Consider the following 23,111-nt stretch of genomic DNA (forward strand, 5'->3'; position numbering starts at 1 on the left):
CGGCGCCGGACCCCTCAGGACCCCCGCATGGAACGCCTCGATCCTTCGCCACCCGTCTCGGACGAGGTGAAGTGCACCACCTGCTACATGTGCGCCTGCCGCTGCGGCATCCGCGTGCATCTGAAGAACGGGCAGGTCCGCTACATCGAGGGCAACCGCGACCACCCGGTGAACAAGGGCGTGCTCTGCGCCAAGGGCTCGGCCGGGATCATGAACCACTACTCCCCGGCGCGGCTGAGGAAGCCGTTGAAGCGCGTGGGCGAGCGCGGCTCCGGCGAATTCGCCGAGATCGCGTGGGACGAGGCGCTGGCGATCGCCGAGTCCTGGCTGCGCGAGGCGCGCGAGAAGGACCCGCGCAAGCTCGCCTTCTACACCGGCCGCGACCAGAGCCAGGGGCTCACCGGCTGGTGGGCGCAGATGTACGGCACGCCGAACTACGCCGCGCATGGCGGGTTCTGCTCTGTCAACATGGCGGCAGCCGGGCTCTACACGCTGGGTGGCTCGTTCTGGGAATTCGGTGAGCCCGATTTCGAGCGCGCCAAGCTGTTCCTGATGTTCGGCGTCGCCGAGGATCACGACAGCAACCCGATCAAGATGGGGCTCGCGGAGCTCAAGAAGCGGGGTGCGACCTTCATCTCCGTGAACCCCGTGCGCACCGGGTATTCCGCGATCGCCGATCGCTGGGTGCCGATCCGCCCGGGCACCGACGGCGCCCTGGTGCTGGCGCTGGTGCATGAGCTGCTCAAGGCGCGGCGCGTCGATCTCGACTTCCTCGCCGACTACACCAATGCCGGCTGGCTGGTGATCGACGATCCGCGCGCGGCCGATGACGGGCTGTTCGCGCGCGACGATTCGGGCACGCCGCTGGTGCTCGACCGGGGCGGCACGGTGCGGCCGTGGAACGCCGAGGGCGTGCGGCCGTCGCTCGCGCAGGCCGCGACACTCGCGGACGGGCGGCGTGCGAAGCCCGTGTTCGCGCTGATGGCCGAGCGCTATCTCGACGAGCGCTATGCGGCGGATGCGGCCGCCCCGATCACCGGCCTGCCGGCGGACGAGATCCGGGGGCTGGCGGCCGAGCTTGCACGCGTGGCCTTCGACGAGCGCATCGAGATCAAGCAGGCATGGACCGATTGGCGCGGTGTGACGCATGACCGCTTCATCGGCCGGCCCGTGTCGCTGCACGCGATGCGCGGCATCTCCGCGCACGCCAACGGCTTCCAGACCTGCCGCGCGCTGCATCTGCTGCAATTGCTGCTCGGCGCGATCGATACGCCCGGATCGTGGCGCTACAAGTCGCCCTATCCGCGTCCCACCCCGCCGCCCATCCGCCCCGGCGGCAAGCCTGGGGAGTTGGCGCCGGGCAAGCCGATGCCGCGCCCGCCGCTCGGCTTCCCGATGGGTCCCGAGGACCTGCTGGTGGAATCTGACGGCCGACCGGTGCGGCTCGATCAGGGCTATTCCTGGGAAGCGCCGATCGCCGCCCACGGGCTGATGCATCTCGTCATCCGCAACGCCTGGGCGGGCGAGCCGTACCCGATCGACGTGCTGTTCATGTACATGGCGAACATGGCCTGGAACTCGGCCATGAACGCCGCCGGGACGGTCGCGATGCTGACCGACAAGCACGCCGACGGCACGTACAAGATCCCGCGTATCATCTACTCGGACGCGTTCTTCAGCGAGACCGTGCCCTATGCCGATCTGATCCTGCCCGATACCACGTATCTGGAACGATACGACTGCATCTCGCTGCTCGATCGCCCGATCGGCAAGCCCGAGGGGCCGGGCGACGCGATCCGCCATCCGGTCGTCGCCCCCGACCGCGACGTGCGTCCGTTCCAGGACGTGTTGCTGGAGCTTGGCGCGCGGCTCGGCCTGCCGGGCATGGTGACCGAGGACGGCGCGCCGAAATTCCCGGGCGGCTATGCCGACTACATCGTCAACCACGAGCGGGCCCCCGGCATCGGCCCGCTCGCCGGCTGGCGCGGGGCGGACGGGACGAGTCACGGCAAGGGTGCCCCGAACCCGAAGCAGCTCGAGCGCTACATCGCCAATGGCGGGTTCTGGCACTACGAACTCCCCCACGAGGCTCTGTTCTTCAAGTTCGCCAACAAGGCGTATCTCGATCACGCCGTCGCCTTCGGGCTGATCGGCAAGCCCGAGCCGATCGTGCTCCAGCTCTATGTCGAGCCGTTGCAGCGCTTCCGGCTCGCCGCGCGTGGCCACGGGCCGATCCAGCCGCCCGAGCATGTGCGCGAGCGGGTGGCGACGCAGTGCGATCCGCTGCCCGAATGGCACCCGCCCTTCGAGGGACAGATGGTCTCCGACGCGGCCTTCCCGCTCCATGCCGTGACGCAACGGCCGGCGGCGATGTACCACTCCTGGGGCAGCCAGAACGCCTGGCTGCGCCAGATCCACGGCGAGAACCGGCTCTACATGAACCGCGGCACGGCCGAGGCGCTCGGCATCGCCGATGACGACTGGGTGCACGTCACCTCGCATCACGGCAAGATCACCGTGCGGGTGCGGCTCATGGAGGGGGTGGAGCCGCACACGGTCTGGACCTGGAACGCGATCGGCAAGCGCGCCGGCGCCTGGAACCTCCACACATCCGCGCGCGAGGCCACGCACGGGTTCCTGCTGAACCACCTGATCAGCGAGATGCTGCCGGACGGCAAGCTGCCGAACGCCGACCCGATCACGGGACAGGCGGCGTGGTACGACCTGCGCGTGCGCGTCGAGAAGGCCGCCGCCGCGCCGTCCGCCACCGAGCCCGGCTTGCCCGCGCTCGCGAAGCTGCCCGGGCTCGGCCACGCGCCGGGCATCCTGCGCTACGGCGCGCAGTTCGGCCGCAGCCCCGAACGCCGCAAGGTCGCCGCGGAATGACCAGCTATACCACGCCGACGAAACGTCTCGGCCTCGTCATCGATCTCGACACCTGCGTCGGCTGCCATGCCTGCGCGGTGAACTGCAAGGAATGGAACGCGGGCGGGCACTCGGCACCGCTGACCGATCTCGATCCCTACGGCCCGAACGCGACCGGCGTCTGGTTCAACCGCGTCCACAGCTTCGAGGCGGGCGAGGGCAGGGCAGGGCGCACCGTCAACTTCCCGCGCTCCTGCCTGCACTGCGACGAACCGGAATGCGTCACCGTCTGCCCGACGGGCGCGTCCTACAAGCGTGCCGAGGACGGGATCGTGCTGGTCAACCCCGATACCTGTATCGGCTGCAAGCTCTGCTCCTGGGCCTGCCCCTACGGCGCGCGCGAGTACGACGAGGACGAGGGGGTGATGAAGAAATGCACCCTCTGCGTCGATCGGATCTACAACGAGACGATCCCCGAGCCCGACCGCGTCCCGGCCTGCGTCTCCACCTGCCCGGCGCATGCGCGGCATTTCGGCGATCTCGGCGATCCGGACAGCGCGGTCTCGCGGCTGGTCGCCGAGCGTGGCGGCTACGACCTGATGCCGGAGCTCGGCTACAGACCGGTCAACAAGTACCTGCCGCCGCGCCCCGGCAAGCCGGCCCCACCCGTGCAACCGGCCGAACCCGCGACCGAGGGGCTCTCGGGCTTCCTCGGCTGGGTCGACCGCATGCTGTCGCGCTGATCCCGTGCATCCCGCTCCCTCCGTCATCGTCTTCACCGTCGCGTCTGGCGCGGGCTATGGCCTGCTCGCGACACTCGCGCTGCTCGCGGCCTTCGGCGCGATCCTGCCCTCGCTCTGGCTCGGGCTCGTGGGCTTCGGGCTCGCGCTCGGCCTGATCACCGCCGGGCTGTTGTCCTCGACGCTGCATCTCGGCCATCCGGAGCGGGCGTGGCGCGCGTTCAGCCAGTGGCGGAGCTCGTGGCTCTCGCGCGAGGGCGTGGCCGCGGTCGCGACCTACCTTCCGGCGGGACTGCTCGCGCTGCTGTTCACCTTCTTCGATCCCGGGCGCGGCACGCTCGCGGTGCTCGGGCTGCTGACCGCCGCCGGTGCGATCGCCACCGTGTTCTGCACCGCGATGATCTACCGCTCGCTGAAGCCGATCCACGCCTGGTGCAATCACTGGACGGTGCCCGGCTATCTCGCGCTGGCGGCGGCGACCGGGCTCGCGCTCGCCTTCGCGGTGCTCGGCGCGTTCGGCGACGCGGCAGCGGGCCCGGTCGGCATCGCCGCGATCGTGGCGCTCGCCGCCGCGTGGTGGGTCAAGCGCAGCTACTGGGCCTTCCTCGAGGTCGTTCCGGGCGCAAGCACCCCGGAGACCGCCACGGGGCTGGGACGGATCGGCAAGGTCCGCCTGCTCGATCCGCCGCACACGGGCGAGAACTTCGTCACCAAGGAGATGGGGTTCCGCATCGCGCGCAAGCACGCCGGCCGGCTGCGCGTGATCGCGGTGATCGGCGGCATCGTGCTGCCGGCGGCCTTCGTGGTGATCGCGCTCGCGACCGCCCAGCCGCTGCACAGCCTCGCCGGGGCGATCGCCGCGGTGCTGGCCCTCGCCGGCGCGCTGGTCGAGCGCTGGCTGTTCTTCGCCGAAGCCAAGCACACCGCGATGCTCTATTACGGCGCCACGCGCGCCTGAATCGGGGAAAGACCATGCCGAAATTCGCCGCCAACCTGTCGATGATGTTCACGGACGCGCCGTTCCTCCAGCGCTTCGAGCGCGCCGCGGTCGCGGGCTTCCGCGCGGTCGAGTTCCTGTTCCCCTACGACTACAGCCCCGGCGAAGTGACCCAGGCGGCGCGCGCGGTCGGGCTGGAGGTGGTGCTGTTCAACACCGTCCCCGGCGACTGGTCGAAGGGCGAGCGCGGGCTCGCCGCCCAGCCCGGGCGCGAGGCGGAGTTCCGCGCCGGCGTCGCGAAGGCGCTGGAATACGCCGATGCGCTGGGGTGCAAGCAGATCCACGCGATGGCCGGCTTGGTCGCCGAGGGCGCCGACCGCGAGGCGATGCGCGCGACCTATCTCGAAAACCTGCGTCACGCCGCCGAGGCCGCGGCCAAGACCGGCATCTCCGTGCTGATCGAGCCGATCAACACCCGCGACATCCCGGGCTTCTTCCTGAACCACACCGAGGAGGCGGCGGCGATCATCGCGGAGGTCGGCGCGCCCAACCTGAAGATCCAGTTCGACATCTACCATCGCCAGGTCATGCAGGGGGATCTGACGCCGGCGATCGAGAAGCACCTGCCGCTCATCGCGCACATGCAGCTCGCCGACACGCCGGGCCGCCACGAGCCCGGCACGGGCGAGATCAACTACCCGTTCCTGTTCGAGGCGATCGACCGCCTGGGCTTCCAGGGCTGGATCGGCTGCGAGTACCGCCCGAAGGGCGAGACCGAGGCCGGGCTCGGCTGGTTCAAGCCCTATCGCGGCTGACGGCCGCGCCACCGACAAGGGGAGAGACACGCATGAAGATCGGATTCATCGGCCTCGGCATCATGGGCCGCCCGATGGCGCTCAATTTGAAGAAGGCGGGGCACGAGCTGATCGTGCCGGAGCGCAGGAGCCTCACCGACGAGATCCGCGAAGCGGCCACGGTGGTGCCGGACGCGAAGTCGGTGGCCGCCGCCGCCGAGGTCGTGATCCTGATGGTGCCCGACACCCCCGATGTCGAGCACGTGCTGTTCGGCCCGGGCGGCGTCGCCGAGGGACTGAAGCCCGGCACGCTGGTGATCGACATGTCCTCGATCTCGCCGACCGCGACCAAGGCGTTCGCCGAGCGCATCAACGCGAAGGGCTGCGACTATCTGGACGCGCCGGTCTCGGGCGGCGAGGTGGGGGCGAAGAACGCGGCGCTGACCATCATGGTCGGCGGCCCCGAGGCGGCGTTCGAGCGGGCCAAGCCGCTGTTCGAGGCGATGGGCAAGAACATCACCCTGGTCGGCGGCAACGGCGCGGGGCAGACCTGCAAGGTGGCGAACCAGATCATCGTCGCGCTCAACCTTCAGGCCGTCTCGGAAGCCCTTGTGTTTGCGGCAAAGGCGGGCGCCGATCCGGCCAAGGTGCGGCAGGCCTTGATGGGCGGCTTCGCCAATTCCCGCATCCTCGAGGTGCATGCCGAGCGGATGATCAAGCGCACCTTCGCGCCCGGCTTCCGCATCCGCCTGCACCAGAAGGACCTGAACCTCGCGCTGCAATCGGCGCGCGAGATGAACATGAGCCTGCCCAATACGGCGATCGCGCAGCAGATGTTCTCGGCCGTCGCGGCGGCCGGAGGGGCGGATCTCGACCATTCGGCGATGGTCCAGGCGATCGAGACGCTCGCCGCGTCCAAGGTCGCGGAGGGGTGAGACGGATGCAACCGGTGCGATTGCGGCATGGGACGATATTGCGCCCTTGAAGCGAGTCGCGACGGGGCGTATTTCTTGTCCTGAGAGGATCGCCTCAGGAGTGAGACGGCGTCCCGTCCAGCCGAGGGCGCGGCTCCGCCCGGGAGACAATGACGATGCGCTTCACCGAGATCGGCCAGCAGCTTCGGCAGTACCGGCTGGAATCCGGGCTCCGTGCCGAGGAGATCGCTGCCCGACTCGGCGTCAGCCGCGCCGCCCTGTACCGCTACGAGAAGGGCGAGGTCATCAAGCTCGACACGATCAAGCGGCTGGCGGAACTGCTGAAGATCTCGCCGCTGAGCCTGCTCGGCATCGGCGTCGAGTACGTCGCGCGCGCCACCGTCTATTTTGACCGCATCCGTGTCATCGAGGAGAGCACGGACCAGATTCTCCAGGTGGCGGGCCAGCCGCCCTATCTCGTGACCTCGGATGCCTATGACTCGGCGCTCGCCGAGGTGCTGGCCGAGGCGGCCGACACGGCCGGGGCCGAGCGGGCTGCCCTGCGGGTGCAGTCCGATCAGCTGCTCGGCATCCTGCAAAGCCGCAAGAAGGTCTATCAGGCGCGCCGGCCCTCGATCATCGCGATCCTGACGGTGAGCTCGCTCCAGCGCTTCCTCGAGGGCGGGGTCGGCGCGGGCGTCCCGGTGTCCGAGCGCGCGCGCGCCCAGGCCCGCGCCGTGGCGATGGCCGAGGTCGAGAACATCGCCGCGCTGATGGAGGCAGAGCCGATCGGCGTGCAGCTCGGGCTGATGGGCCCGAGCGAGCCGAACGGCGCCTTCCGGATCCTGCGCTCGCGCGAGCGCGCCTATCTGGCGATCAATCCGTTCCGGCTCGAGGTTCACCCGGCGGCGCAGACCGGCGTGGCGATGATCACCGGCGCCGACGAGGCTCTGGCGACGCACCAGAAGGTCGCCGAGGCGCTCTGGCGCGACGCGCTCAAGGGCGGGGCCGCGGCGGCGCGGGTGCGCGAGCTGGTGCGCGCGGCGCGCGGCTGAACGTCCGGATCAGAGCTCGAGCCGCGCGGTCAGCAGCTCCGGATCGTCCGGGTGCCGGGCGAGGGTGAAACCGAGCTTCTCGACGAAGCGCAGCATCGGCCGGTTCTCGGCCAGCACCTCGCCCGTGATCGCGCGCAGCCCCTGCGCGCGCGCCCAGCCGATCGCCTTCTCCATCAGCAGCTTGCCGAGCCCGAGCCATTTCAGGTCGGAGCGCACCACCACGGCGAACTCGCCCGACGGCTCGGCCGCTTCGCGCACGATCCGCACCACGCCGAGCGTCTCCGCCACCCCGTCCGGCCCCGGCGCGGTGGCGATGAAGGCCATCTCGCGGTCGTAGTCGATCTGCGTCATGCGCGCGATCTGCTCGGCCGAGAGGGCGGCGATCGGCGCGAAGAAGCGCCGGCGCACATCCTCGGGCGAGAGCTTCGCGAAGAACGCCGCATGCGCCTCGGCGTCCTCCGGCCGGATCGGCCGGAGCGTGACGGTGCGCCCGTCGAGCAGCCGCACGCTCTCCTCGAGCTCGGCCGGATAGGGCGCGATCGCCAGGTGCGCGGTGCCTGAGACGGGCGCGGGATCGAGCGCGATCCAGGCATCGACCGCCATCACCCCGCTCGGCCCGGCCATCAGCGGATTGACGTCGAGCGCGGCGATCTCCGGCCAGTCCACCGCGAGCTGGCTGATCCGCGCCAGCACCTCGGCGAGCGCGGCGCGGTCCACGGCCGGGCGGTCGCGGTAGCCGCCGAGCAGCGCGGCGACCCGGCTCCGCCCGATCAGCTCGCCGGCGAGGGCGAGATTGAGCGGCGGCAGGCCGACCGCCTGGTCGCCGAGCACGGCGGAGGCGGTGCCGCCGAGGCCGAAGCCGATCGCGGCGCCGAACATGCGGTCGCGGCCGAGCCGGATCGCGATTTCCTGGCCATCGCGCCGTCCGACCTGGCGCTGCACCAGGAACCCGGCCAGGCGGGCTTCGGGCGCGCGCCGCGCGACCCGCGCGGCCATCGCCTCGGCGGCCGCGCGCACCGCCGTCTCGGTGTCGAGGTCGAGCGCGACGCCGCCCACCGCGGTCTTGTGGGGCAGGTCGGGCGAGCGGATCTTCAGCACGCACGGGAAGCCGAGCGCTGCGGCAGCGGCGCCGGCCGAGGCAGGATCGCGCGCGACCCGGCTCGGCACGGTCGGGATGCCGTAGGCCGCGAGCACGGCGAAGGCCTCGTCCTCGGTCAGCGTCAGCCGCCCGGCGCGGCGCACGCCGGCGATGACGCGACGCGCGCTCTCGCGGTCAGGCGTGGCGGCGAGCACGGTGCGCGGCGGCAGTTCGCGGGCGGCCTCGCGGGCGCGGCGGTGCTCGACCAGCAGCGCGGCGGCGGCGGCCGCACGCTCCGGCGTCGGGAAGGCAGGGATCCCGGCCTCGTCGAGCCGGCGGCGATCGGCCCCGCTCTCGCCGGGCCAGACGGCCAGCAGCGGCACCCGGCGCGGCATCGCCGAGGCCGTCGCCAGCGCCTCGGCCGCCGGGCTCGCGACCCCGCCCGCATCCGGGTCGGGCACATGCACCGCGATCACGGCATCGGCCGCGCCCGGCAGCCCGGCGAGTGCGGCGGCCACCTCGGCGAGCCGGTTCGGCGGGGCGTCATCGGCGATGATCAGCGGGTTGGCCCGGGCGTTGCCGGGGGGAACCAGCAGGCCGAGCGCCTCGGCCGCCGCCGCGGGCGGGGGCGGAAGCGCGATCCCTTGTGCGGAGAGCGCCCGGCCCGCCAGGGCCGCGAGCGCGCGCGTTCCCGAGACGACCGCGATCCGCTCTCCGCGCAGCGGGCCGGCGCGCGTGAGCGTCGAGAGGGCCGCCAGCATCGGATCCAGCCCCTCGACGCAGAGGATGCCGGCGCGGCGGAGCGCCGCGGCGAACACCGCGTCTTCGGGCAGATCGGGCGGCTCTGCCGCGTCCGGCGCGGTGCGGATCGCCACCACGGCGCGGCCGCGCGCGGCGGCCCGGGCGGCCGAGAGGAAGCCGCGGCGGTTCTTGATCCGGCTGACCTCCAGCAGGATCGCGCTGGTCCCCGGGTCGCGCGACAGCCAGTCGAGCGCGTCGGTGAAGCCGAGATCGTCGTTGCGGCCGAGCCCGATCACGGCTCTGAAGCCGAGCCCGTGCGCGGCGGCGTGGTCGAGCACGGCGCGGGCGAAGCCGCGCGATTGGCCGACGAGCGCGAGCGGGCCCGGCTTCGGCATCGCCGCGACGAGCGAGGCGTTCAGCCGTTGCGCCGGCGCGATCACGCCGAGCGCATGCCCGCCGAGGAAGCGCGGCCGGGGGCCGGGCGCGACCGGTGCCGGGCCCGTCAGGATCGCCGCCGGCGTGCCGCGTGCGGCCAGCCCGGCGAGCAGGGACTCGGGCGGGGCCGGCGTGGCGACCACGGCCAGGTCCGGGGTCTCGGGCAAATCGTCGGGCGTGGCCGCGGCATGGATCGGGCCGGCGAAGCCGCCGGCGCGGAGACTCGCCAGCACGACAGCGGCGGCGGGATCGTCGCCGATCACCGCCACCGAGGCCGGGCGCAGGAACCGCGCGAGCGGCAGGCGCTGGAATGGCAGCATCACTGTCATGGTTGCTGCGGTGCAGCATGGCCGACCACGACAGCCTAGCGCAAGCGCGGCGCGATGACGCCTGCTAGGTGCGGCCGGGCGGCGTCCGCCCGGCCGGCCCCGAGGGGCTACGCCTTCATGATCACCGCTTCGAGGTAGGGCGACGGGACGATCAGCGCGTCCGGCCCGCCGCGGTTGTGCTCCCCGGCAAGCGCCAGCAGATCGGCCTCCAGCGCGATCTGGCCCGCGGTATCGAGGGCGGCGGAGGTCCGGTTGGTCGGCCCGTACCAGGTGCGGAACACGTCCAGCCAATGCGCGGCCGAGCGGTCGCGGAAGGTGAAGGTCTGGGTCGTGGCCTGCACCCACTGGCCGGGGAACAGCTCCTTCAGCCGCGCCTCGGTGCCCCGGAGCGCCGGCGAGCGCAGCCCGGCGGGCGGATTCGTGGCTTGCGGGCGCTCTTTGATCGCGGCGAGATCGGGCGGGGAGGGAGCGGTGGTGGTGGTCATCGTGATCGCCGTTTCGTAGCCGGACCGCCTCGCGCGCAGCACGATGCTGCAACACCGCCGAAACACGCGCGTGATCCGCTGCCGTGCCGGGACGACATGGCCTGGACGGAGGCGAGACGATCGCGGTGCGGGGCGTGTGTGGCGAAGGCGGCCATTGCGGGACCTTGGATACGGCACCGAGCCCCGCGCCGGAATGACTGCGAAGCCGGATCATCTGGCCGCGCGTCCGGAACAGCAGGATGGATGCGATGACGGATCCGCTTTCGGCCGTGCTGCGCTCGGTGCGCCTCTCGGGCGGCGTGTTCGTCGATGCGCGGTTCAGCGCGCCGTGGGCGGTGCGCTCGCGCCTGACCGCGGCGGAGTGGAGGCCGTTCCTCGAGCGGCCGGCGCGGGTGATCGCGTATCACGTGATCATCGAGGGCGAGCTCGATCTTTCGGTCGTGGGCGAAAGGCCGGTCCGCCTGCGCGCGGGCGAGATCGCGTTGCTGACGCGCAACGACGAGCACGTGATGGCGAGCGGGCCCGGGCTTGTGCCGGTGGGCGCGGATGCGCTGATCGCATCTGGTTCGGAAGGCGGGCTTGCGCGCATCGTGCATGGCGGCGGCGGTGCTGGCGTGCACATGATCTGCGGCTTCCTCGACAGCGAGGACCCGCAGGCATCGCTGTTCGCCGCCTTGCCGCGCGTGCTGACGCTCGACATTCGTGCGGCCGCCTCGCGCGACTGGATCGAGGCCTCGGTGCGTTTCGCGGCGAACGAACTCGCCGATCACCGTCCGACCTGTCGTTGCGGAGTGCGGAAGGTGGCTCCCCGAGCTGGACTCGAACCAGCGACACGCGGATTAACAGTCCGCTGCTCTACCAACTGAGCTATCGGGGACCAGTGCCCGGCGGCGTCATAGATCACCGACCCGCCCCACGCAAGCGCGGCGCGCGCCCTGTCGCGGCTGGAGGCCCGGGCCGGAATCGAACCGACGTACGGGGATTTGCAGTCCCCTGCATGGCCACTCTGCCACCGGGCCGGACGCAGCCGAGGCGCGGTCCATAGGGCGCGGCCCGAAGCGGGTCAAGCACGCCCGCGCGGCGCACCTTGTTGCGGCGCACCCGCGCACCCTATAACCCGCCCCGCACCAACGGGAGCCACAGATGGACTTCGCCCGGGCCCGACTCAACATGGTCGAGGGCCAGCTCCGTCCCAACAAGGTGACGGACCCTCGCATCCTGGCCGCCATGCTCGACCTGCCGCGCGAGCGCTTCCTGCCCGCGGACCGGCGGGCTTTCGCCTATCTCGACGAGGATGTGCCGGTCGCACCCGGCCGCGCGCTGATGGAGCCGATGGTGCTCGCGCGGCTGGTGCAGGCCGCCGAGGTGGAGGAGACCAGCCGCGTGCTGGTGGTCGCCGCCGGCGCCGGGTACGGCGCCGCCCTGCTCGCGCGGCTCGCCGCCTCGGTGGTGGCGCTGGACGCGCCGGGCGAGCCGGTCGAGCGGCTGCGCGCCACGCTCGCCGCGGTCGGGGCGACGTCCGTGCGCGTGGTCGGCGGGCCGGTGACCGATGGCTGGGCCGCCGAGGCGCCCTATGACGTGATCCTGATCGAGGGCGCGGTCGAGACCATCCCCGAGGCGATCCCCGCCCAGCTCGTCGAGGGTGGGCGGCTGGTCACGGTCGAGGCATCGGGTCGCCCGGGGGTGCTCGGGGTGGCGGTGCGCCTCGTGCGCGTGGCCGGCACCACGACGCGCCTGCCGCTCTTCGATGCCGGCACGCCAGTGCTGCCCGAGTTCCGCCGCAGGCGCGGCTTCGTGTTCTGAGCGGTGGCAGGCGAGGCGCTGGAGATCGACGTCGGGACGCTTGCCGCCTGGCGCGCGGGTGGCCAGCCGCATGCGGTGCTGGACGTGCGCGAACCGTGGGAGGTCGCCCTCGCCGCGTTTCCCGGCGCGCTCGCGGTGCCGATGCGCGAGATCCCGGCGCGGGTGGCCGAACTTCCGCGTGACGTGCCCCTGGTTGTGCTGTGCCATCATGGCAGCCGGAGTCTGCGCGTGACATACTGGCTGCGCGCGCAGGGAGTGGCACAGGCCGTGAACCTGCGCGGCGGGATCGACGCGTGGTCGTCGCAGATCGACCCCACGGTCCCGGCGTATTGACGTCCCTCGGGGCGGTCCTGCACGGATCGTTCATCTGTCCATGCCAGACGGGAGTGCGGTGCTGACGATGCGCGAGCGGAGAAGGACCCGGGTCGTGGCAGGGGCTGTGTGCGGGGTCGGACGGGCAGGGGGCTGGCTCGCGGGCGCGCTCGTGCTCGCCGCGCTGTCCGGCGCGCCGGTCGCCGCGCAGCCCTTGCAGGAGGCGCTGGCGGCCGCCTACGCCAACAACCCCACGCTCCAGGCCGCGCGCGCCCGGCTGCGCGCGACCGACGAGAACGTGCCGCAGGCGCTGTCCGGCTGGCGGCCGACGGTCACGCTGCAGGGCCGCGCGGGCTACGCCGACGGCACCACCACCAACACCCGCACCGGCGCGCGGCTGGACGCCGAGCGCAACCTGCTCTCCGGCAGCGCCACCGTGGTCCAGCCGCTCTATCGCGGCGGCCGCACCGTGGCGCAGACCCGCCGCGCCGAGAGCCAGGTGATGGCCGAGCGCGCCAACCTGATCGCCACCGAACAGCAGGTGCTGCTGGACGCGATCACCGCCTATGTGAACGTGATCCAGAACCAGGAGGTGCTGCGGCTGGCCGAGAACAACGTGCGCGTGCTGACGCGCCAGCTCCAGGCGGCGCGCGACCGGTTCCGGGTCGGCGAGATCACCCGCACGGATGTCGCCCAGGCGGAGGCGCGGCTCGAGCGCGCCCGCTCCGAGCGCGCCAATGCCGAAGGCCAGTTGCAGAACAGCCGCGCGGCCTATGCGCGCGTGATCGGCGAGCCGCCGCAGGCGCTGGTGCCGCCGCCGCCGATCCGCCCGGTGGCGACTTCGGCGGACGAGGCCGCCCGGCTGGCCGAGGCGAACAGCCCGGGCGTGCTGCGCGCGATGTTCGACGAGCAGGCCGCGATCGCCAATGTGGACGTGGTGTTCGGCGAGTTGCTGCCGAGCGTGAACCTGGAGGCGAGCACGTTCCGCAACGATAACAGCGCCCAGCCCGGCACGCGCGCCACCGGCAGCCAGATCGTCGCCGCGCTGTCGGTGCCGATCTACCAGGGCGGGCAGGAGCATGCCCGGGTGCGCCAGGCCAAGCAGCAGGCGCAGCAGGCGCGCGAGGTGCTGGCCGACGCGCAGCGCGTCGCGGTCGAGAACGCCCGCCGGGCCTGGGAGACACTGACGGCGAGTCGCGCGCAGATCTCCGCGTTGCAGGCGCAGGTACGCGCCAACGAGATCGCGCTCGACGGCGTGCAGCGCGAGGCGCTGGTCGGCAGCCGCACCACCCTCGACGTGCTGAACGCGGAGCAGGAACTGCTCGATGCGCGCGTCGCGCTGGTGCGCGCCACGCGCGACGTGGTGATCGCCTCCTACGCGCTCGCCTCGACGGCGGGGCGGCTCACCGCGCGCGACCTGAACCTGCCGGTGGCGATCTACGATCCGATCGATCACTACGGCTCGGTGCGCAACCGCCTGTTCGGGACCGACATCCCGGCGCCGCGCTGAGCTGAGGAGGACCCCCATGGCCGAGCCCCCCAAGACCGCACCGGGTGCCCCAGACCCGTCGATGGAGGACATCCTCGCCTCGATCCGGCGCATCCTCGACGACGAGACGCCCGCCGCCGCGGCACCCGGGGGGGCGGGGGAGGAGGTGCTCGACCTCACCGAGACCATGCTCGCGCCCGAGGACCGCCCACCGCCGAAGGCGGCGCCCCCGCCCGAGCCGCCGCCCGTCGTGGCCGCGCCGCCGCCGCCACCACCGCCACCGGTGCTGGAGCCGCCGCCCGCCCCGACGGTCGCGGAGTCCGCGCTGATCGGCGCCGCCGCCGCCGGGGCTGCCGGCGCCTCGCTCGCCGCGCTGCGCGCCGCCACGGGGGCCGCCGCCGCCATCCCGCCCCGGCCCGAGACGCTGGTCGGCTACGCCAATCTCACGCTGGAGCAGATGGTGCGCGAGGAGATCCGCCCGCTGCTGAAGGCGTGGCTGGACGAGAACCTGCCGCCGCTGGTCGAGCGGCTGGTGAAGGCCGAGCTCGACCGCATCGCGCGCGGGTAGCGCGGATCCCGATCCGGCGGAGCCGCCTGATCGGGTGAAGCTGCGCGCCCGGACGTGCCTGTGCGGGGCAGGGTTTCGCCCCGCCGGCTTGACGCGCGGCCACGCCGCGCGGCCCAATCCCGGCCCCTCGCAGGAGACGCCGTGGACACCGCCCCGCCCGCCATGCTCGACAAGACCTTCCCGCATTCCGAGGTGGAACAGCGCCATTACGGGCGGTGGGAAAGGTCCGGCCTGTTCTCGGCCCGGCCCGAGAGCAACGCGCGGCCCTATTGCATCGTCATCCCGCCGCCGAACGTCACCGGCTCGCTGCACATGGGCCACGCGCTCAACAACACCTTGCAGGACGTGCTGATCCGCTGGCGGCGGATGTCGGGCGACGATGCGCTGTGGATGCCGGGCACCGACCATGCCGGCATCGCCACCCAGATGGTGGTGGAGCGGATGCTCGCCGAGCAGGGGATCAAGCGGCAGGACCTTGGCCGCGAGGAGTTCATCCGCCGCGTCTGGGCGTGGAAGGAGCAGTCGGGCGGCACGATCACGGCGCAGCTCCGCCGCCTCGGCGCCTCGCTCGACTGGCCGCGCGAGCGCTTCACCATGGACGAGGGGCTCAGCCGCGCGGTGACGGAGGTGTTCGTCAGCCTCTACCGCCGGGGGCTGATCTACCGCGCCAAGCGGCTGGTGAACTGGGATCCGAAGTTCCACTCCGCGATCTCCGACCTCGAGGTCGAGAACCGCGAGGTGAAGGGGCATCTCTGGCACATCCGCTACCCGATCGAGGGCGAGGAGGGACGCGTCATCGTCGTCGCCACCACCCGGCCCGAGACCATGCTGGGCGACACGGGGGTCGCCGTGCATCCCGAGGACGAACGGTTCCGCGACCTCGTGGGCAGGCATGCGCTGCTGCCGCTGGTCGGGCGGCGCCTGCCGATCGTCGCCGACGCGTACTCGGACCCGACCAAGGGCTCGGGTGCCGTGAAGATCACGCCGGCGCACGACTTCAACGACTTCGAGGTCGGCCGGCGGCACGATCTCGCCGTGGTCAACATCTTCGACCGCGACGCCAGGCTGCTCGACGATCCCGCCATTCCGGCGGCGTATCGCGGCCTCGACCGGTTCGAGGCGCGCAAGCGCATCGTCGCCGATCTCGAAGCGCAGGGGCTGATCGAGAAGATCGAGCCGCACACCCACACGGTTCCGCACGGCGACCGGTCGGGCGTCGTGATCGAGCCCTATCTGACCGACCAGTGGTTCGCCGACGCGAAGACTCTGGCCGCCCCGGCGATCGCGGCGGTCGAGTCCGGGCGCACGCAGTTCGTGCCGCGGCAGTGGGAGAACACCTTCTTCGCCTGGATGCGCGAGATCCAGCCCTGGTGCATCTCGCGCCAGCTCTGGTGGGGGCATCAGATCCCGGCCTGGTACGCGCCCGACGGCGAGATCTTCGTCGCCCACGACGAGGCCGAGGCGAAACGCCTCGCCGCGGAGAAATACGGTCACGAGGTCGAGCTCCGGCGCGACCCGGACGTGCTGGACACCTGGTTCTCCTCCGCCCTCTGGCCGTTCTCGACGCTCGGCTGGCCGGAGAGGACGCCCGAGCTCGCCAAGTACTACCCGGGCGAGGTGCTGGTCACCGGCTTCGACATCATCTTCTTCTGGGTCGCGCGGATGATGATGATGGGGCTTCACTTCATGAACGACGTGCCGTTCCGCACCGTCTACGTGCACGCGCTGGTGCGCGACGAGCGCGGCCAGAAGATGTCGAAGTCGAAAGGGAACGTGATCGATCCGCTCGACCTGATCGAGCGCTACGGGGCGGACGCGCTGCGCTTCACCCTCACGGCCATGGCGGCGCAGGGCCGCGACGTGAAGCTCTCCGCGAGCCGGGTGGAGGGTTACCGCAATTTCGGCACCAAGCTCTGGAACGCGGCGCGGTTCTGCCAGATGAACGCCTGCGCCCCTGTGCCGGGCTGGGATCCTGGATCGGCGCGCGCGACGCTGAACCGCTGGATCATCGGCCGTCTCGCCGAGGCCGCGCGCGCGGCCACCGAGGCGCTGGAGCAATTCCGATTCGATGCCTACGCGAACGGGCTCTACCACTTCGTCTGGGGAACGTTCTGCGACTGGTATCTGGAGCTCGCCAAGCCCGCGCTCACGGGCGCGGATGCAGACGCGCGTGCGGAGACGCGCGCGACCGCGGGTTTCGTGCTGGACGCCATCCTCGCGCTGCTGCACCCGGTGATGCCCTTCGTCACCGAGGAGATCTGGCACGCGATGGCCGAGCGCGGCCCCGGCCCCTGCGAGGGCGGGCGCAGCCTGATGGTCGAGGCGTGGCCCGATCCGGCCTCCCTGCCGCGCGATCCGGCCGCCGAGGCGGAGGTGGACTGGGTGGTGCGGCTGATCTCCGAGGTGCGCACCATCCGCAGCGAGAGCAACGTGCCGCCCGGTCGCGCGATCCCGCTCGCGCTGAAGGACGCCGCGCCGGCCACGCTGGAGCGGCTCGGCCGATGGAGCGATGCGGTGCTGCGGCTCGCGCGTCTCTCCGAGGTCGCGCCGCTCGCGGGCGAGGTGCCGAAGGGGGCCGCCCAGGCGGTGCTGGACGAAGCCACGCTCGTGCTGCCGCTCGCCGACGTGATCGACCTCGCGGCCGAGCGCGCGCGGCTCGCGAAGGAGATCGCGCGCCAGGCGGAGGAGCTGAAGCGGCTCGATGCCAAGCTGTCCAATCCCGCCTTCGTCGCCCGCGCGGCCGAGGAGGTGGTGGAGGAGAGCCGCGAGAAGCGCGCGGCCGCCGCCGAGGCGAAGGCTCGGCTGGAGGCGGCGCTGGCACGCATCGCCGTCTGAGACGGAACGGGAGACGGGAAGGGAGCGCCCGATGGCCGCAGAGACCTGGGACAAGAGCCGCCTGCCGAGCCGGCACTCGACCGTCGGGCCTGGCCGGGCGCCGCACCGCAGCTACTACTACGCGATGGGGCTGTCGAAGGAGGAGATCGCGCAGCCCTTCGTCGGCGTCGCCACCTGCTGGAACGAGGCCGCCCCCTGCAACATCGCGCTCGCCCGCCAAGCGCAGAGTGCCAAGCGCGGCGTGGCCGAGGCGGGAGCGACGCCGCGCGAGTTCTGCACCATCACCGTCACCGACGGCATCGCGATGGGGCACCAGGGGATGAAGTCCTCGCTCGCCTCGCGCGAGGTGATCGCGGACTCGATCGAGCTCACGGTGCGCGGCCACGGCTATGACGCGCTCGTGGGCCTTGCCGGCTGCGACAAGTCGCTGCCCGGCGTGATGATGGCGATGCTGCGGCTCAATGTGCCGTCGGTGTTCATGTACGGAGGTTCGATCCTGCCCGGAAAGTTCCGCGGCCGTGACGTCACCGTGCTCGACGTGTTCGAGGCGGTCGGCCAGCACGCGGCCGGCAAGATGAGCGACGCGGAGCTCGAGGAACTGGAGCGCGTGGTGTGTCCGGGGGCCGGCGCCTGCGGCGGCCAGTTCACCGCCAACACCATGGCGATGGTCTCCGAGGCGATCGGGCTCGCGCTGCCCGGCTCGGCCGGCGCGCCGGCGCCGGTGGAGGAGCGCGACGTCTATGCGCTGCGCTCGGGCCAGGCGGTGGTGGAGCTGATCCGCCGGAACATCCGCCCGCGCGACATCGTCACGCGCGAGGCGCTGGAGAACGCCGCCGTGGTGGTGGGTGCCACGGGAGGCAGCACCAACGCCGCGCTGCACCTGCCGGCGATCGCGCACGAGGCGGGGATCCGCTTCACGCTGCGCGACGTCGCCGCGATCATGAAGCGCACGCCCTACATCGCCGACCTCAAGCCGGGCGGGCGCTACGTTGCGGCCGATGTGCACCGGATCGGTGGCGTGCCGGTGGTGATCAAGGCCCTGCTCGATGCCGGGCTGCTGCACGGGGACTGCCTGACGGTCAGCGGCAGGACGATCGCGGAGAACCACGCCGACGTGGTGTTCCCGGCCGATCAGGATGTCGTGCGGCCGGTGTCGGCACCGCTCTCGCCCACGGGCGGCGTGGTCGGGCTGTTCGGCAACCTCGCCCCGGACGGGGCGATCGTGAAGGTGGCGGGGATGAAGTCGCTGCGCTTCGAGGGCCGCGCCCTCTGCTTCGACTGCGAGGAGGACGCCTTCGCCGCGGTGCAGGCGCGCGCCTACCAGCCGGGCGACGTGATCGTGATCCGCTACGAGGGGCCGAAGGGCGGGCCGGGGATGCGCGAGATGCTCTCCACCACCTCGGCGATCTACGGCCAGGGCATGGGCGACAAGGTGGCGCTGATCACCGACGGCCGCTTCTCGGGCGCCACGCGCGGCTTCTGCATCGGCCATGTCACGCCCGAGGCGGCGGTCGGCGGGCCGATCGCGCTGCTGCAGAACGGCGACCGCATCGTGATCGACGCCGAGAAGGGCACGCTGGAGGTCGATCTCTCGGGCGAGGAGCTCGACCGCCGGCGCGCGCTCTGGCAGCCGCGCGAGACGATCTACGCCTCGGGCGCGCTGTGGAAATACGCCCAGCTCGTGGGCCCCGCGCACGAGGGTGCGGTGACGCATCCCGGCGCGCGCGCCGAGCGGCACGTCTACGCGGATCTGTAGGCTCCACCGAGTTCGGTGCAGTCGCTCGGCTGCGCTGGAGCGGGCGTTTGGTCCGGGTCCGCCCTGAGGCCGCGCGCACGCCGCCTCGCGTTTCGACAGCAAGCCGACCCGGTATCAGCATGATTGCCGGTCCCACGCGGGAGCGGCGCGACGCATGCGTTTGCCCTGGTCCTCCCCCTTGTTGGCCTCGTCCCTGGAATGGCATGCGCCGGGTGCCGTGGCCCTTTCAAGGCCCTTGGCGGAGCACCGCCACCGCCGGCCCGGGATCGCGCAGCGGCGGGCGCCCGGGCACCCGAACCGCCACCGCCGCTTTCAGCGGGACAGTTCACCGGCGAGCACCGGACGTGCGACGGCCGGGGCATCGGGCCGCAACGCGCGCCGCCGATCGCTCGCCCGGGTTTGCGCCCGGCATCACGCCGGCGTAACGTGCGGCTCCGGGGTCGCCGCAGGGGGGCTGCGCATGCTTGACTGTCGCATCGTCACCGTCGCGGCCCTGCTCATGGTTGCCGTACCAGGCATCTCGCCGGCGGCCGAGATCTCGTATCGCGGCGACTGGCGCTGCGAGGCGCTGCCGTCGGCCAATCTGAGTGCCGTGCGGGCCGACGCGATGGCACTGCGCAACGGCCCGCGGCTCACTGTCTGGCGACCGGTTCGTACACCGGACGGCTCGCGCGAGTTCGGGCGCGAGACGGGCACGACGACGATCCGCGATGGCCGGTTCACGCTCGAGACCTCCGTCACCCTGCCGCGTACGGTCATCAACGGCACGTTCGTCGGCAGCGCCACCGATACCGAGATCGCGTTCAGCGGTGTCCAGAAGGTGCAGCTCGACGCCGGCGGATTCGGCGAGCGCCGCTGCCGCGTGACGCTGACGCGGCAGTAGCAGCGCGGCTCAGCGGCCGCGCCGCTCCTCGGTCCAATCGCTCGGCCGCGCCGCGTCCAGCGGCACGTCCGCGCCGAGCCCCTCGACGAAGGCGACACCCTGGTCGGGATAGACGCAGACCTCGTGCGGCACACGGTCGCCGAAGGCCCAGATCACGAGGTCCTCGGCGCCGGTGTTCTCGAAGGCGTGCGGCTCGGGATCGCCCGGCAGGTAGCACACCGCGTCGCCTGGCCCGACGGGCACGCGCTCGTCGCCATGGTGCAGTGTGCCGCTGCCCGCCATCACCACCAGGATCTCCTCCTGGAACAGGTGCCGGTGGCGGCGCGACGACCAGTGTCCCGGCGCGATCGTTTGGATCGCGAGGCCGATCCGCTGGCTGCCGAGCGTGCGGCCGACATCCGCCATGCGCCCGCCGATGCCCGCCTCGAAGGCATACGCAAAGGGCGTGATCTTGGCGATGTTGCGCTTGCGGAGCGGCATGGCGGCCTGCGGGCGATAGGGTGAGGAGCGGCGTGCCCCGTGGATCATTCCGTAGCCAATTCGGCGCGCAGCGTCCGCGCCGCCGTGACCATGTTGGCAAGCGCTGGACGCACCTCCTCCCAGCGCCGCGTCTTCAGACCGCAATCCGGATTCACCCAGAGCCGATCCGCTGGGATGCGCCGGCGCGCGATGCGCAGCAGCCGCACCATCTCCTCGGCCGCGGGCACGCGCGGGCTGTGGATGTCGTACACGCCAGGGCCGATCTCGTTCGGATAGGCGAAGCTGGCGAACGCGTCGAGCAGCTCCATCCGGCTGCGCGCGGTCTCGATCGAGATCACGTCGGCATCGAGGGCGGCGATCTCGGCGATGATGTCGTTGAATTCGCTGTAGCACATGTGGGTATGAATCTGCGTCTCGTCGCGCGCCGCGCCGGCGGCGAGGCGGAAGCACGCGACCGCCCAGTCGAGATAGCGCCGCCGGTCGGCGCGCCGCAGCGGCAGCCCCTCGCGGAAGGCGGGCTCGTCGATCTGCACCATGCGGATGCCGGCGCGCTGGAGATCATCCACCTCGTCGCGGATCGCGAGGGCGATCTGGCGGCAGACGGTCTCGCGCGGCAGGTCGTCGCGCACGAACGACCATTGCAGCATGGTCACGGGGCCGGTCAGCATCCCCTTCACGGGCTTCGTGGTGAGCGACTGCGCATAGGCGGTCCAGGCGACGGTGATCGGCGCGGGCCGCGCGACGTCACCCCAGATGATCGGCGGGGCGACGCAGCGGCTGCCGTAGGACTGTACCCAGCCGTGCTTCGTGAAGGCGAAGCCGGAAAGGCGTTCGCCGAAATACTTCACCATGTCGTTGCGTTCGAACTCGCCGTGCACCAGCACGTCGAGGCCGATCTCCTCCTGCCAGGCGATCGCCTCGGCGATCAGCCGCTTCATCGCCTCGGTATAGGCGTCGTCGTCGATCCGGCCTGCCGCGCGATCCGCGCGCAGCCGGCGCACCGCCTCGGTCTGGGGGAAACTGCCGATCGTGGTGGTGGGGAAGGGGGGCAGGGCGAGCGTGCGGCGCTGGACGATCCGGCGGTCGCGATAGGGCGCGGACCGGCCGGGCGGGTCGGCCGCGGCGGCCCGTGCGGCGACGGCAGGGTCGTGCACGCGCGCCGAGCCGCGCCGGCCCGCGACCGCCGCATCCGAGGCCTTCAAGGCGGAGGCGACCGCGCCCTCGCCCTCGTCCAGCGCGCGCGCGAGCGTCGCGACCTCGGCGAGCTTCTGCACCGCGAAGGCGAGCCACGATTTCACCTCCGGATCGAGCGCGTCCTCGGCCTCGAGGTCCATCGGCACATGCAGCAGCGAGCAGGAGGGGGCCACCATCAGGCGCCGCGTGCCGCGCCGGTCGGCGACACGGCGCAGCGTGGCGAGCGCCGCGCGCAGATCGGTGCGCCAGACATTGCGCCCGTCCACCACGCCGAGCGAGAGCCAGAGATCCGCGCGCGCACCCTCCAGCACGGCGTCGAGATCGGCCGCGCCGCGCGCGAGGTCGAGATGCAGGCCTGCCACGGGCAGGGCGAGGGCGGTCGGGAGGTTGTCGGCGAGCGGGCCGAAATAGGATGCAAGCAGGATCGAGAGCCGTGGTGCCGCAGCCGCGAGCGCCGCATGGGCGCGGCTCACCGCGCTGCGCTCCGCCTCCGTCAGGTCGAGCGCGAAGCAGGGCTCGTCGATCTGCACCCAGTGCGCGCCGGCCTCGGCGAGCCCGGTGAGGATCTCGGCATAGACCGGCAGCAGCGCGTCGAGAAGGGCGAGCGTGTCGCCGCCGTCCTCGCGCTTGGCGAGCTTCAGGAACGTCACCGGGCCGAGCAGCACGGGCCGCGTGCGCACGCCATGGGCGAGCGCCTCCTCGAAGGCGGCGCGCGGGCGGTTCTCGGTCAGCACGAAGCGCTGGTCCGGCGCCAGCATGGGCACGAGGTAGTGGTAGTTGGTGTCGAACCACTTGGTCATCTCGAGCGCGGGCAGGGTCGGGGCAATGCCGGCCTCGGTGCCGCGCGCGCCGCGGGCAAGGGCGAAGAGGGTGGCGATCGGCACCGGCCCGCCGGTCCAGCCGTAGCCGGGCGGGATCGCGCCGAGCATGCAGGCGGTCTCGAGCACGTGGTCGTAAAGGGCGAAGTCGCCCGAGGGGATGTGGCTGATTCCGAGGCGGCGCTGACGGTTCCAGTGCTCGGCGCGCAGGCGGGCGGCGGCGGCGATCAGCTCGCCCTCGCCGGCGCGGCCGGACCAGAAGGCTTCGAGCGCGGTCTTGAGGGCGCGACGGTCCCCGATGCGGGGGAATCCGAGATTGGAGGCGATGGCCATGGACGATGCTCCGAACGCCGGTTCACCCCGCCCGGCGATGAGGTTGCGGGTACGTGACGGCAGGTCTCCTGGCTTGCGGGTCGTGGTCGCCGCGCCGGCCTTCCCGGGGAGGTCCCCAGTGGCTGCCCGCGAGCGGGCGGCGGGCGCGGCGTCTCGCCGCTGACAGTTGCGGGGGCAGCCGCCGACTGGCCTTGGGGGCGCACGGCGTTCCCTCTTGCGCCGGCTCGCGCCGGACCATCACATGTATAAAGATATCCGCATATCTTT

General features: G+C 72.1%; 17 protein-coding genes, 2 tRNA genes, 1 pseudogene and 1 riboswitch. Of the genes and pseudogenes, 14 read left to right on the top strand and 6 right to left on the bottom strand.

Annotated elements, in window-relative coordinates:
- Positions 1-27 precede the first annotated feature (27 nt).
- From F563_RS0111445 to F563_RS0111470, 6 genes are all read left to right on the top strand, one after another.
- The gene (locus F563_RS0111445; protein ID WP_019014816.1) at positions 28-2,886 is read left to right on the top strand and encodes a molybdopterin-dependent oxidoreductase; all 2,859 of its coding nucleotides are present in this window, start codon (positions 28-30) and stop codon (positions 2,884-2,886) included.
- Entirely contained in the window at positions 2,883-3,608 is a 726-nt protein-coding gene (locus F563_RS0111450; protein WP_019014817.1) for a 4Fe-4S dicluster domain-containing protein, read from the top strand. The genes F563_RS0111445 and F563_RS0111450 overlap by 4 nt, the downstream gene beginning before the upstream one ends.
- A 4-nt stretch (positions 3,609-3,612) precedes the next feature.
- The gene (locus tag F563_RS0111455; RefSeq protein WP_019014818.1) at positions 3,613-4,563 is read left to right on the top strand and encodes a dimethyl sulfoxide reductase anchor subunit family protein; all 951 of its coding nucleotides are present in this window, start codon (positions 3,613-3,615) and stop codon (positions 4,561-4,563) included.
- A gap of 14 nt (positions 4,564-4,577) precedes the next feature.
- Positions 4,578-5,357, top strand: a complete 780-nt coding sequence (gene otnI / locus F563_RS0111460) for a 2-oxo-tetronate isomerase (protein ID WP_019014819.1) — start codon at positions 4,578-4,580, stop codon at positions 5,355-5,357.
- 32 nt (positions 5,358-5,389) lie between these two features.
- Complete coding sequence (locus F563_RS0111465; protein WP_019014820.1) at positions 5,390-6,271, top strand: 2-hydroxy-3-oxopropionate reductase; 882 nt, start codon at positions 5,390-5,392, stop codon at positions 6,269-6,271.
- 149 nt (positions 6,272-6,420) lie between these two features.
- Positions 6,421-7,305, top strand: coding sequence for a helix-turn-helix domain-containing protein (locus tag F563_RS0111470; RefSeq protein WP_019014821.1), 885 nt, complete (start codon positions 6,421-6,423; stop codon positions 7,303-7,305).
- A gap of 9 nt (positions 7,306-7,314) precedes the next feature.
- Here the strand turns inward: F563_RS0111470 and F563_RS0111475 are convergent, their stop codons facing one another.
- Both F563_RS0111475 and F563_RS24825 read right to left on the bottom strand, forming a co-directional pair.
- Positions 7,315-9,888 carry a bifunctional acetate--CoA ligase family protein/GNAT family N-acetyltransferase gene (locus tag F563_RS0111475; protein ID WP_156825152.1) on the bottom strand — a complete coding sequence of 858 codons (2,574 nt, stop codon included), beginning with the start codon at positions 9,886-9,888 and terminating at the stop codon, positions 7,315-7,317.
- A 107-nt stretch (positions 9,889-9,995) separates the two neighbouring features.
- Entirely contained in the window at positions 9,996-10,373 is a 378-nt protein-coding gene (locus F563_RS24825; RefSeq protein ID WP_156825153.1) for a hypothetical protein, read from the bottom strand.
- Positions 10,374-10,621: 248 nt separating this feature from the next.
- Here F563_RS24825 and F563_RS25975 point away from each other — a divergent pair.
- Positions 10,622-11,137 (top strand): annotated as a pseudogene (locus F563_RS25975) (cupin domain-containing protein); the annotation flags it as partial.
- Positions 11,138-11,174: 37 nt separating this feature from the next.
- Here the strand turns inward: F563_RS25975 and F563_RS0111485 are convergent.
- A tRNA-Asn gene (locus tag F563_RS0111485) sits at positions 11,175-11,250 on the bottom strand.
- A gap of 68 nt (positions 11,251-11,318) precedes the next feature.
- Positions 11,319-11,392, bottom strand: a tRNA-Cys gene (locus F563_RS0111490).
- 124 nt (positions 11,393-11,516) lie between these two features.
- Between F563_RS0111490 and F563_RS0111495 the strand changes: the two genes are divergently transcribed.
- The 7 genes from F563_RS0111495 to F563_RS0111525 all read left to right on the top strand — a co-directional run bounded on the left by F563_RS0111495 (position 11,517) and on the right by F563_RS0111525 (position 20,019).
- Positions 11,517-12,176 carry a protein-L-isoaspartate O-methyltransferase family protein gene (locus tag F563_RS0111495; RefSeq protein ID WP_019014824.1) on the top strand — a complete coding sequence of 220 codons (660 nt, stop codon included), beginning with the start codon at positions 11,517-11,519 and terminating at the stop codon, positions 12,174-12,176.
- A gap of 3 nt (positions 12,177-12,179) precedes the next feature.
- On the top strand, positions 12,180-12,509 hold the full coding sequence (locus tag F563_RS0111500; protein WP_019014825.1) for a rhodanese-like domain-containing protein: 330 nt from the start codon (positions 12,180-12,182) through the stop codon (positions 12,507-12,509).
- Positions 12,510-12,603: 94 nt separating this feature from the next.
- Positions 12,604-13,998, top strand: coding sequence for a TolC family outer membrane protein (locus tag F563_RS0111505; RefSeq protein WP_245557130.1), 1,395 nt, complete (start codon positions 12,604-12,606; stop codon positions 13,996-13,998).
- A gap of 16 nt (positions 13,999-14,014) precedes the next feature.
- Positions 14,015-14,545, top strand: coding sequence for a DUF2497 domain-containing protein (locus F563_RS0111510; RefSeq protein ID WP_026299519.1), 531 nt, complete (start codon positions 14,015-14,017; stop codon positions 14,543-14,545).
- A 162-nt stretch (positions 14,546-14,707) separates the two neighbouring features.
- On the top strand, positions 14,708-17,380 hold the full coding sequence (locus tag F563_RS0111515) for a valine--tRNA ligase (RefSeq protein WP_026299520.1): 2,673 nt from the start codon (positions 14,708-14,710) through the stop codon (positions 17,378-17,380).
- 31 nt (positions 17,381-17,411) lie between these two features.
- Positions 17,412-19,136, top strand: a complete 1,725-nt coding sequence (gene ilvD, locus F563_RS0111520; RefSeq protein WP_019014829.1) for a dihydroxy-acid dehydratase — start codon at positions 17,412-17,414, stop codon at positions 19,134-19,136.
- Positions 19,137-19,596: 460 nt separating this feature from the next.
- Positions 19,597-20,019, top strand: coding sequence for a hypothetical protein (locus F563_RS0111525; protein ID WP_019014830.1), 423 nt, complete (start codon positions 19,597-19,599; stop codon positions 20,017-20,019).
- A gap of 9 nt (positions 20,020-20,028) precedes the next feature.
- Here F563_RS0111525 and F563_RS23975 read toward each other — a convergent pair whose 3' ends face one another.
- Positions 20,029-20,499, bottom strand: coding sequence for a cupin domain-containing protein (locus F563_RS23975; RefSeq protein ID WP_019014831.1), 471 nt, complete (start codon positions 20,497-20,499; stop codon positions 20,029-20,031).
- Positions 20,500-20,543: 44 nt separating this feature from the next.
- On the bottom strand, positions 20,544-22,844 hold the full coding sequence (gene metE / locus F563_RS0111535; protein ID WP_019014832.1) for a 5-methyltetrahydropteroyltriglutamate--homocysteine S-methyltransferase: 2,301 nt from the start codon (positions 22,842-22,844) through the stop codon (positions 20,544-20,546).
- 41 nt (positions 22,845-22,885) lie between these two features.
- Positions 22,886-23,098, bottom strand: a riboswitch (cobalamin riboswitch).
- Between the last annotated feature and the right edge of the window lie 13 nt (positions 23,099-23,111).

Origin of the sequence: Elioraea tepidiphila DSM 17972 (assembly GCF_000378465.1) — a bacterium.
Lineage (GTDB): Bacteria > Pseudomonadota > Alphaproteobacteria > Acetobacterales > Acetobacteraceae > Elioraea > Elioraea tepidiphila.

Coding starts and splice junctions, on each gene's coding strand:
- F563_RS0111445 (WP_019014816.1), top strand. CDS start 28: ATGGAACGCCTCGATCCTTCGCCACCCGTCTCGGACGAGGTGAAGTGC.
- F563_RS0111450 (WP_019014817.1), top strand. CDS start 2,883: ATGACCAGCTATACCACGCCGACGAAACGTCTCGGCCTCGTCATCGAT.
- otnI (WP_019014819.1), top strand. CDS start 4,578: ATGCCGAAATTCGCCGCCAACCTGTCGATGATGTTCACGGACGCGCCG.
- F563_RS0111465 (WP_019014820.1), top strand. CDS start 5,390: ATGAAGATCGGATTCATCGGCCTCGGCATCATGGGCCGCCCGATGGCG.
- F563_RS0111470 (WP_019014821.1), top strand. CDS start 6,421: ATGACGATGCGCTTCACCGAGATCGGCCAGCAGCTTCGGCAGTACCGG.
- F563_RS0111475 (WP_156825152.1), bottom strand. CDS start 9,888: ATGACAGTGATGCTGCCATTCCAGCGCCTGCCGCTCGCGCGGTTCCTG.
- F563_RS24825 (WP_156825153.1), bottom strand. CDS start 10,373: ATGACCACCACCACCGCTCCCTCCCCGCCCGATCTCGCCGCGATCAAA.
- F563_RS0111495 (WP_019014824.1), top strand. CDS start 11,517: ATGGACTTCGCCCGGGCCCGACTCAACATGGTCGAGGGCCAGCTCCGT.
- F563_RS0111510 (WP_026299519.1), top strand. CDS start 14,015: ATGGCCGAGCCCCCCAAGACCGCACCGGGTGCCCCAGACCCGTCGATG.
- F563_RS0111515 (WP_026299520.1), top strand. CDS start 14,708: ATGCTCGACAAGACCTTCCCGCATTCCGAGGTGGAACAGCGCCATTAC.
- ilvD (WP_019014829.1), top strand. CDS start 17,412: ATGGCCGCAGAGACCTGGGACAAGAGCCGCCTGCCGAGCCGGCACTCG.
- F563_RS0111525 (WP_019014830.1), top strand. CDS start 19,597: ATGCTTGACTGTCGCATCGTCACCGTCGCGGCCCTGCTCATGGTTGCC.
- F563_RS23975 (WP_019014831.1), bottom strand. CDS start 20,499: ATGCCGCTCCGCAAGCGCAACATCGCCAAGATCACGCCCTTTGCGTAT.
- metE (WP_019014832.1), bottom strand. CDS start 22,844: ATGGCCATCGCCTCCAATCTCGGATTCCCCCGCATCGGGGACCGTCGC.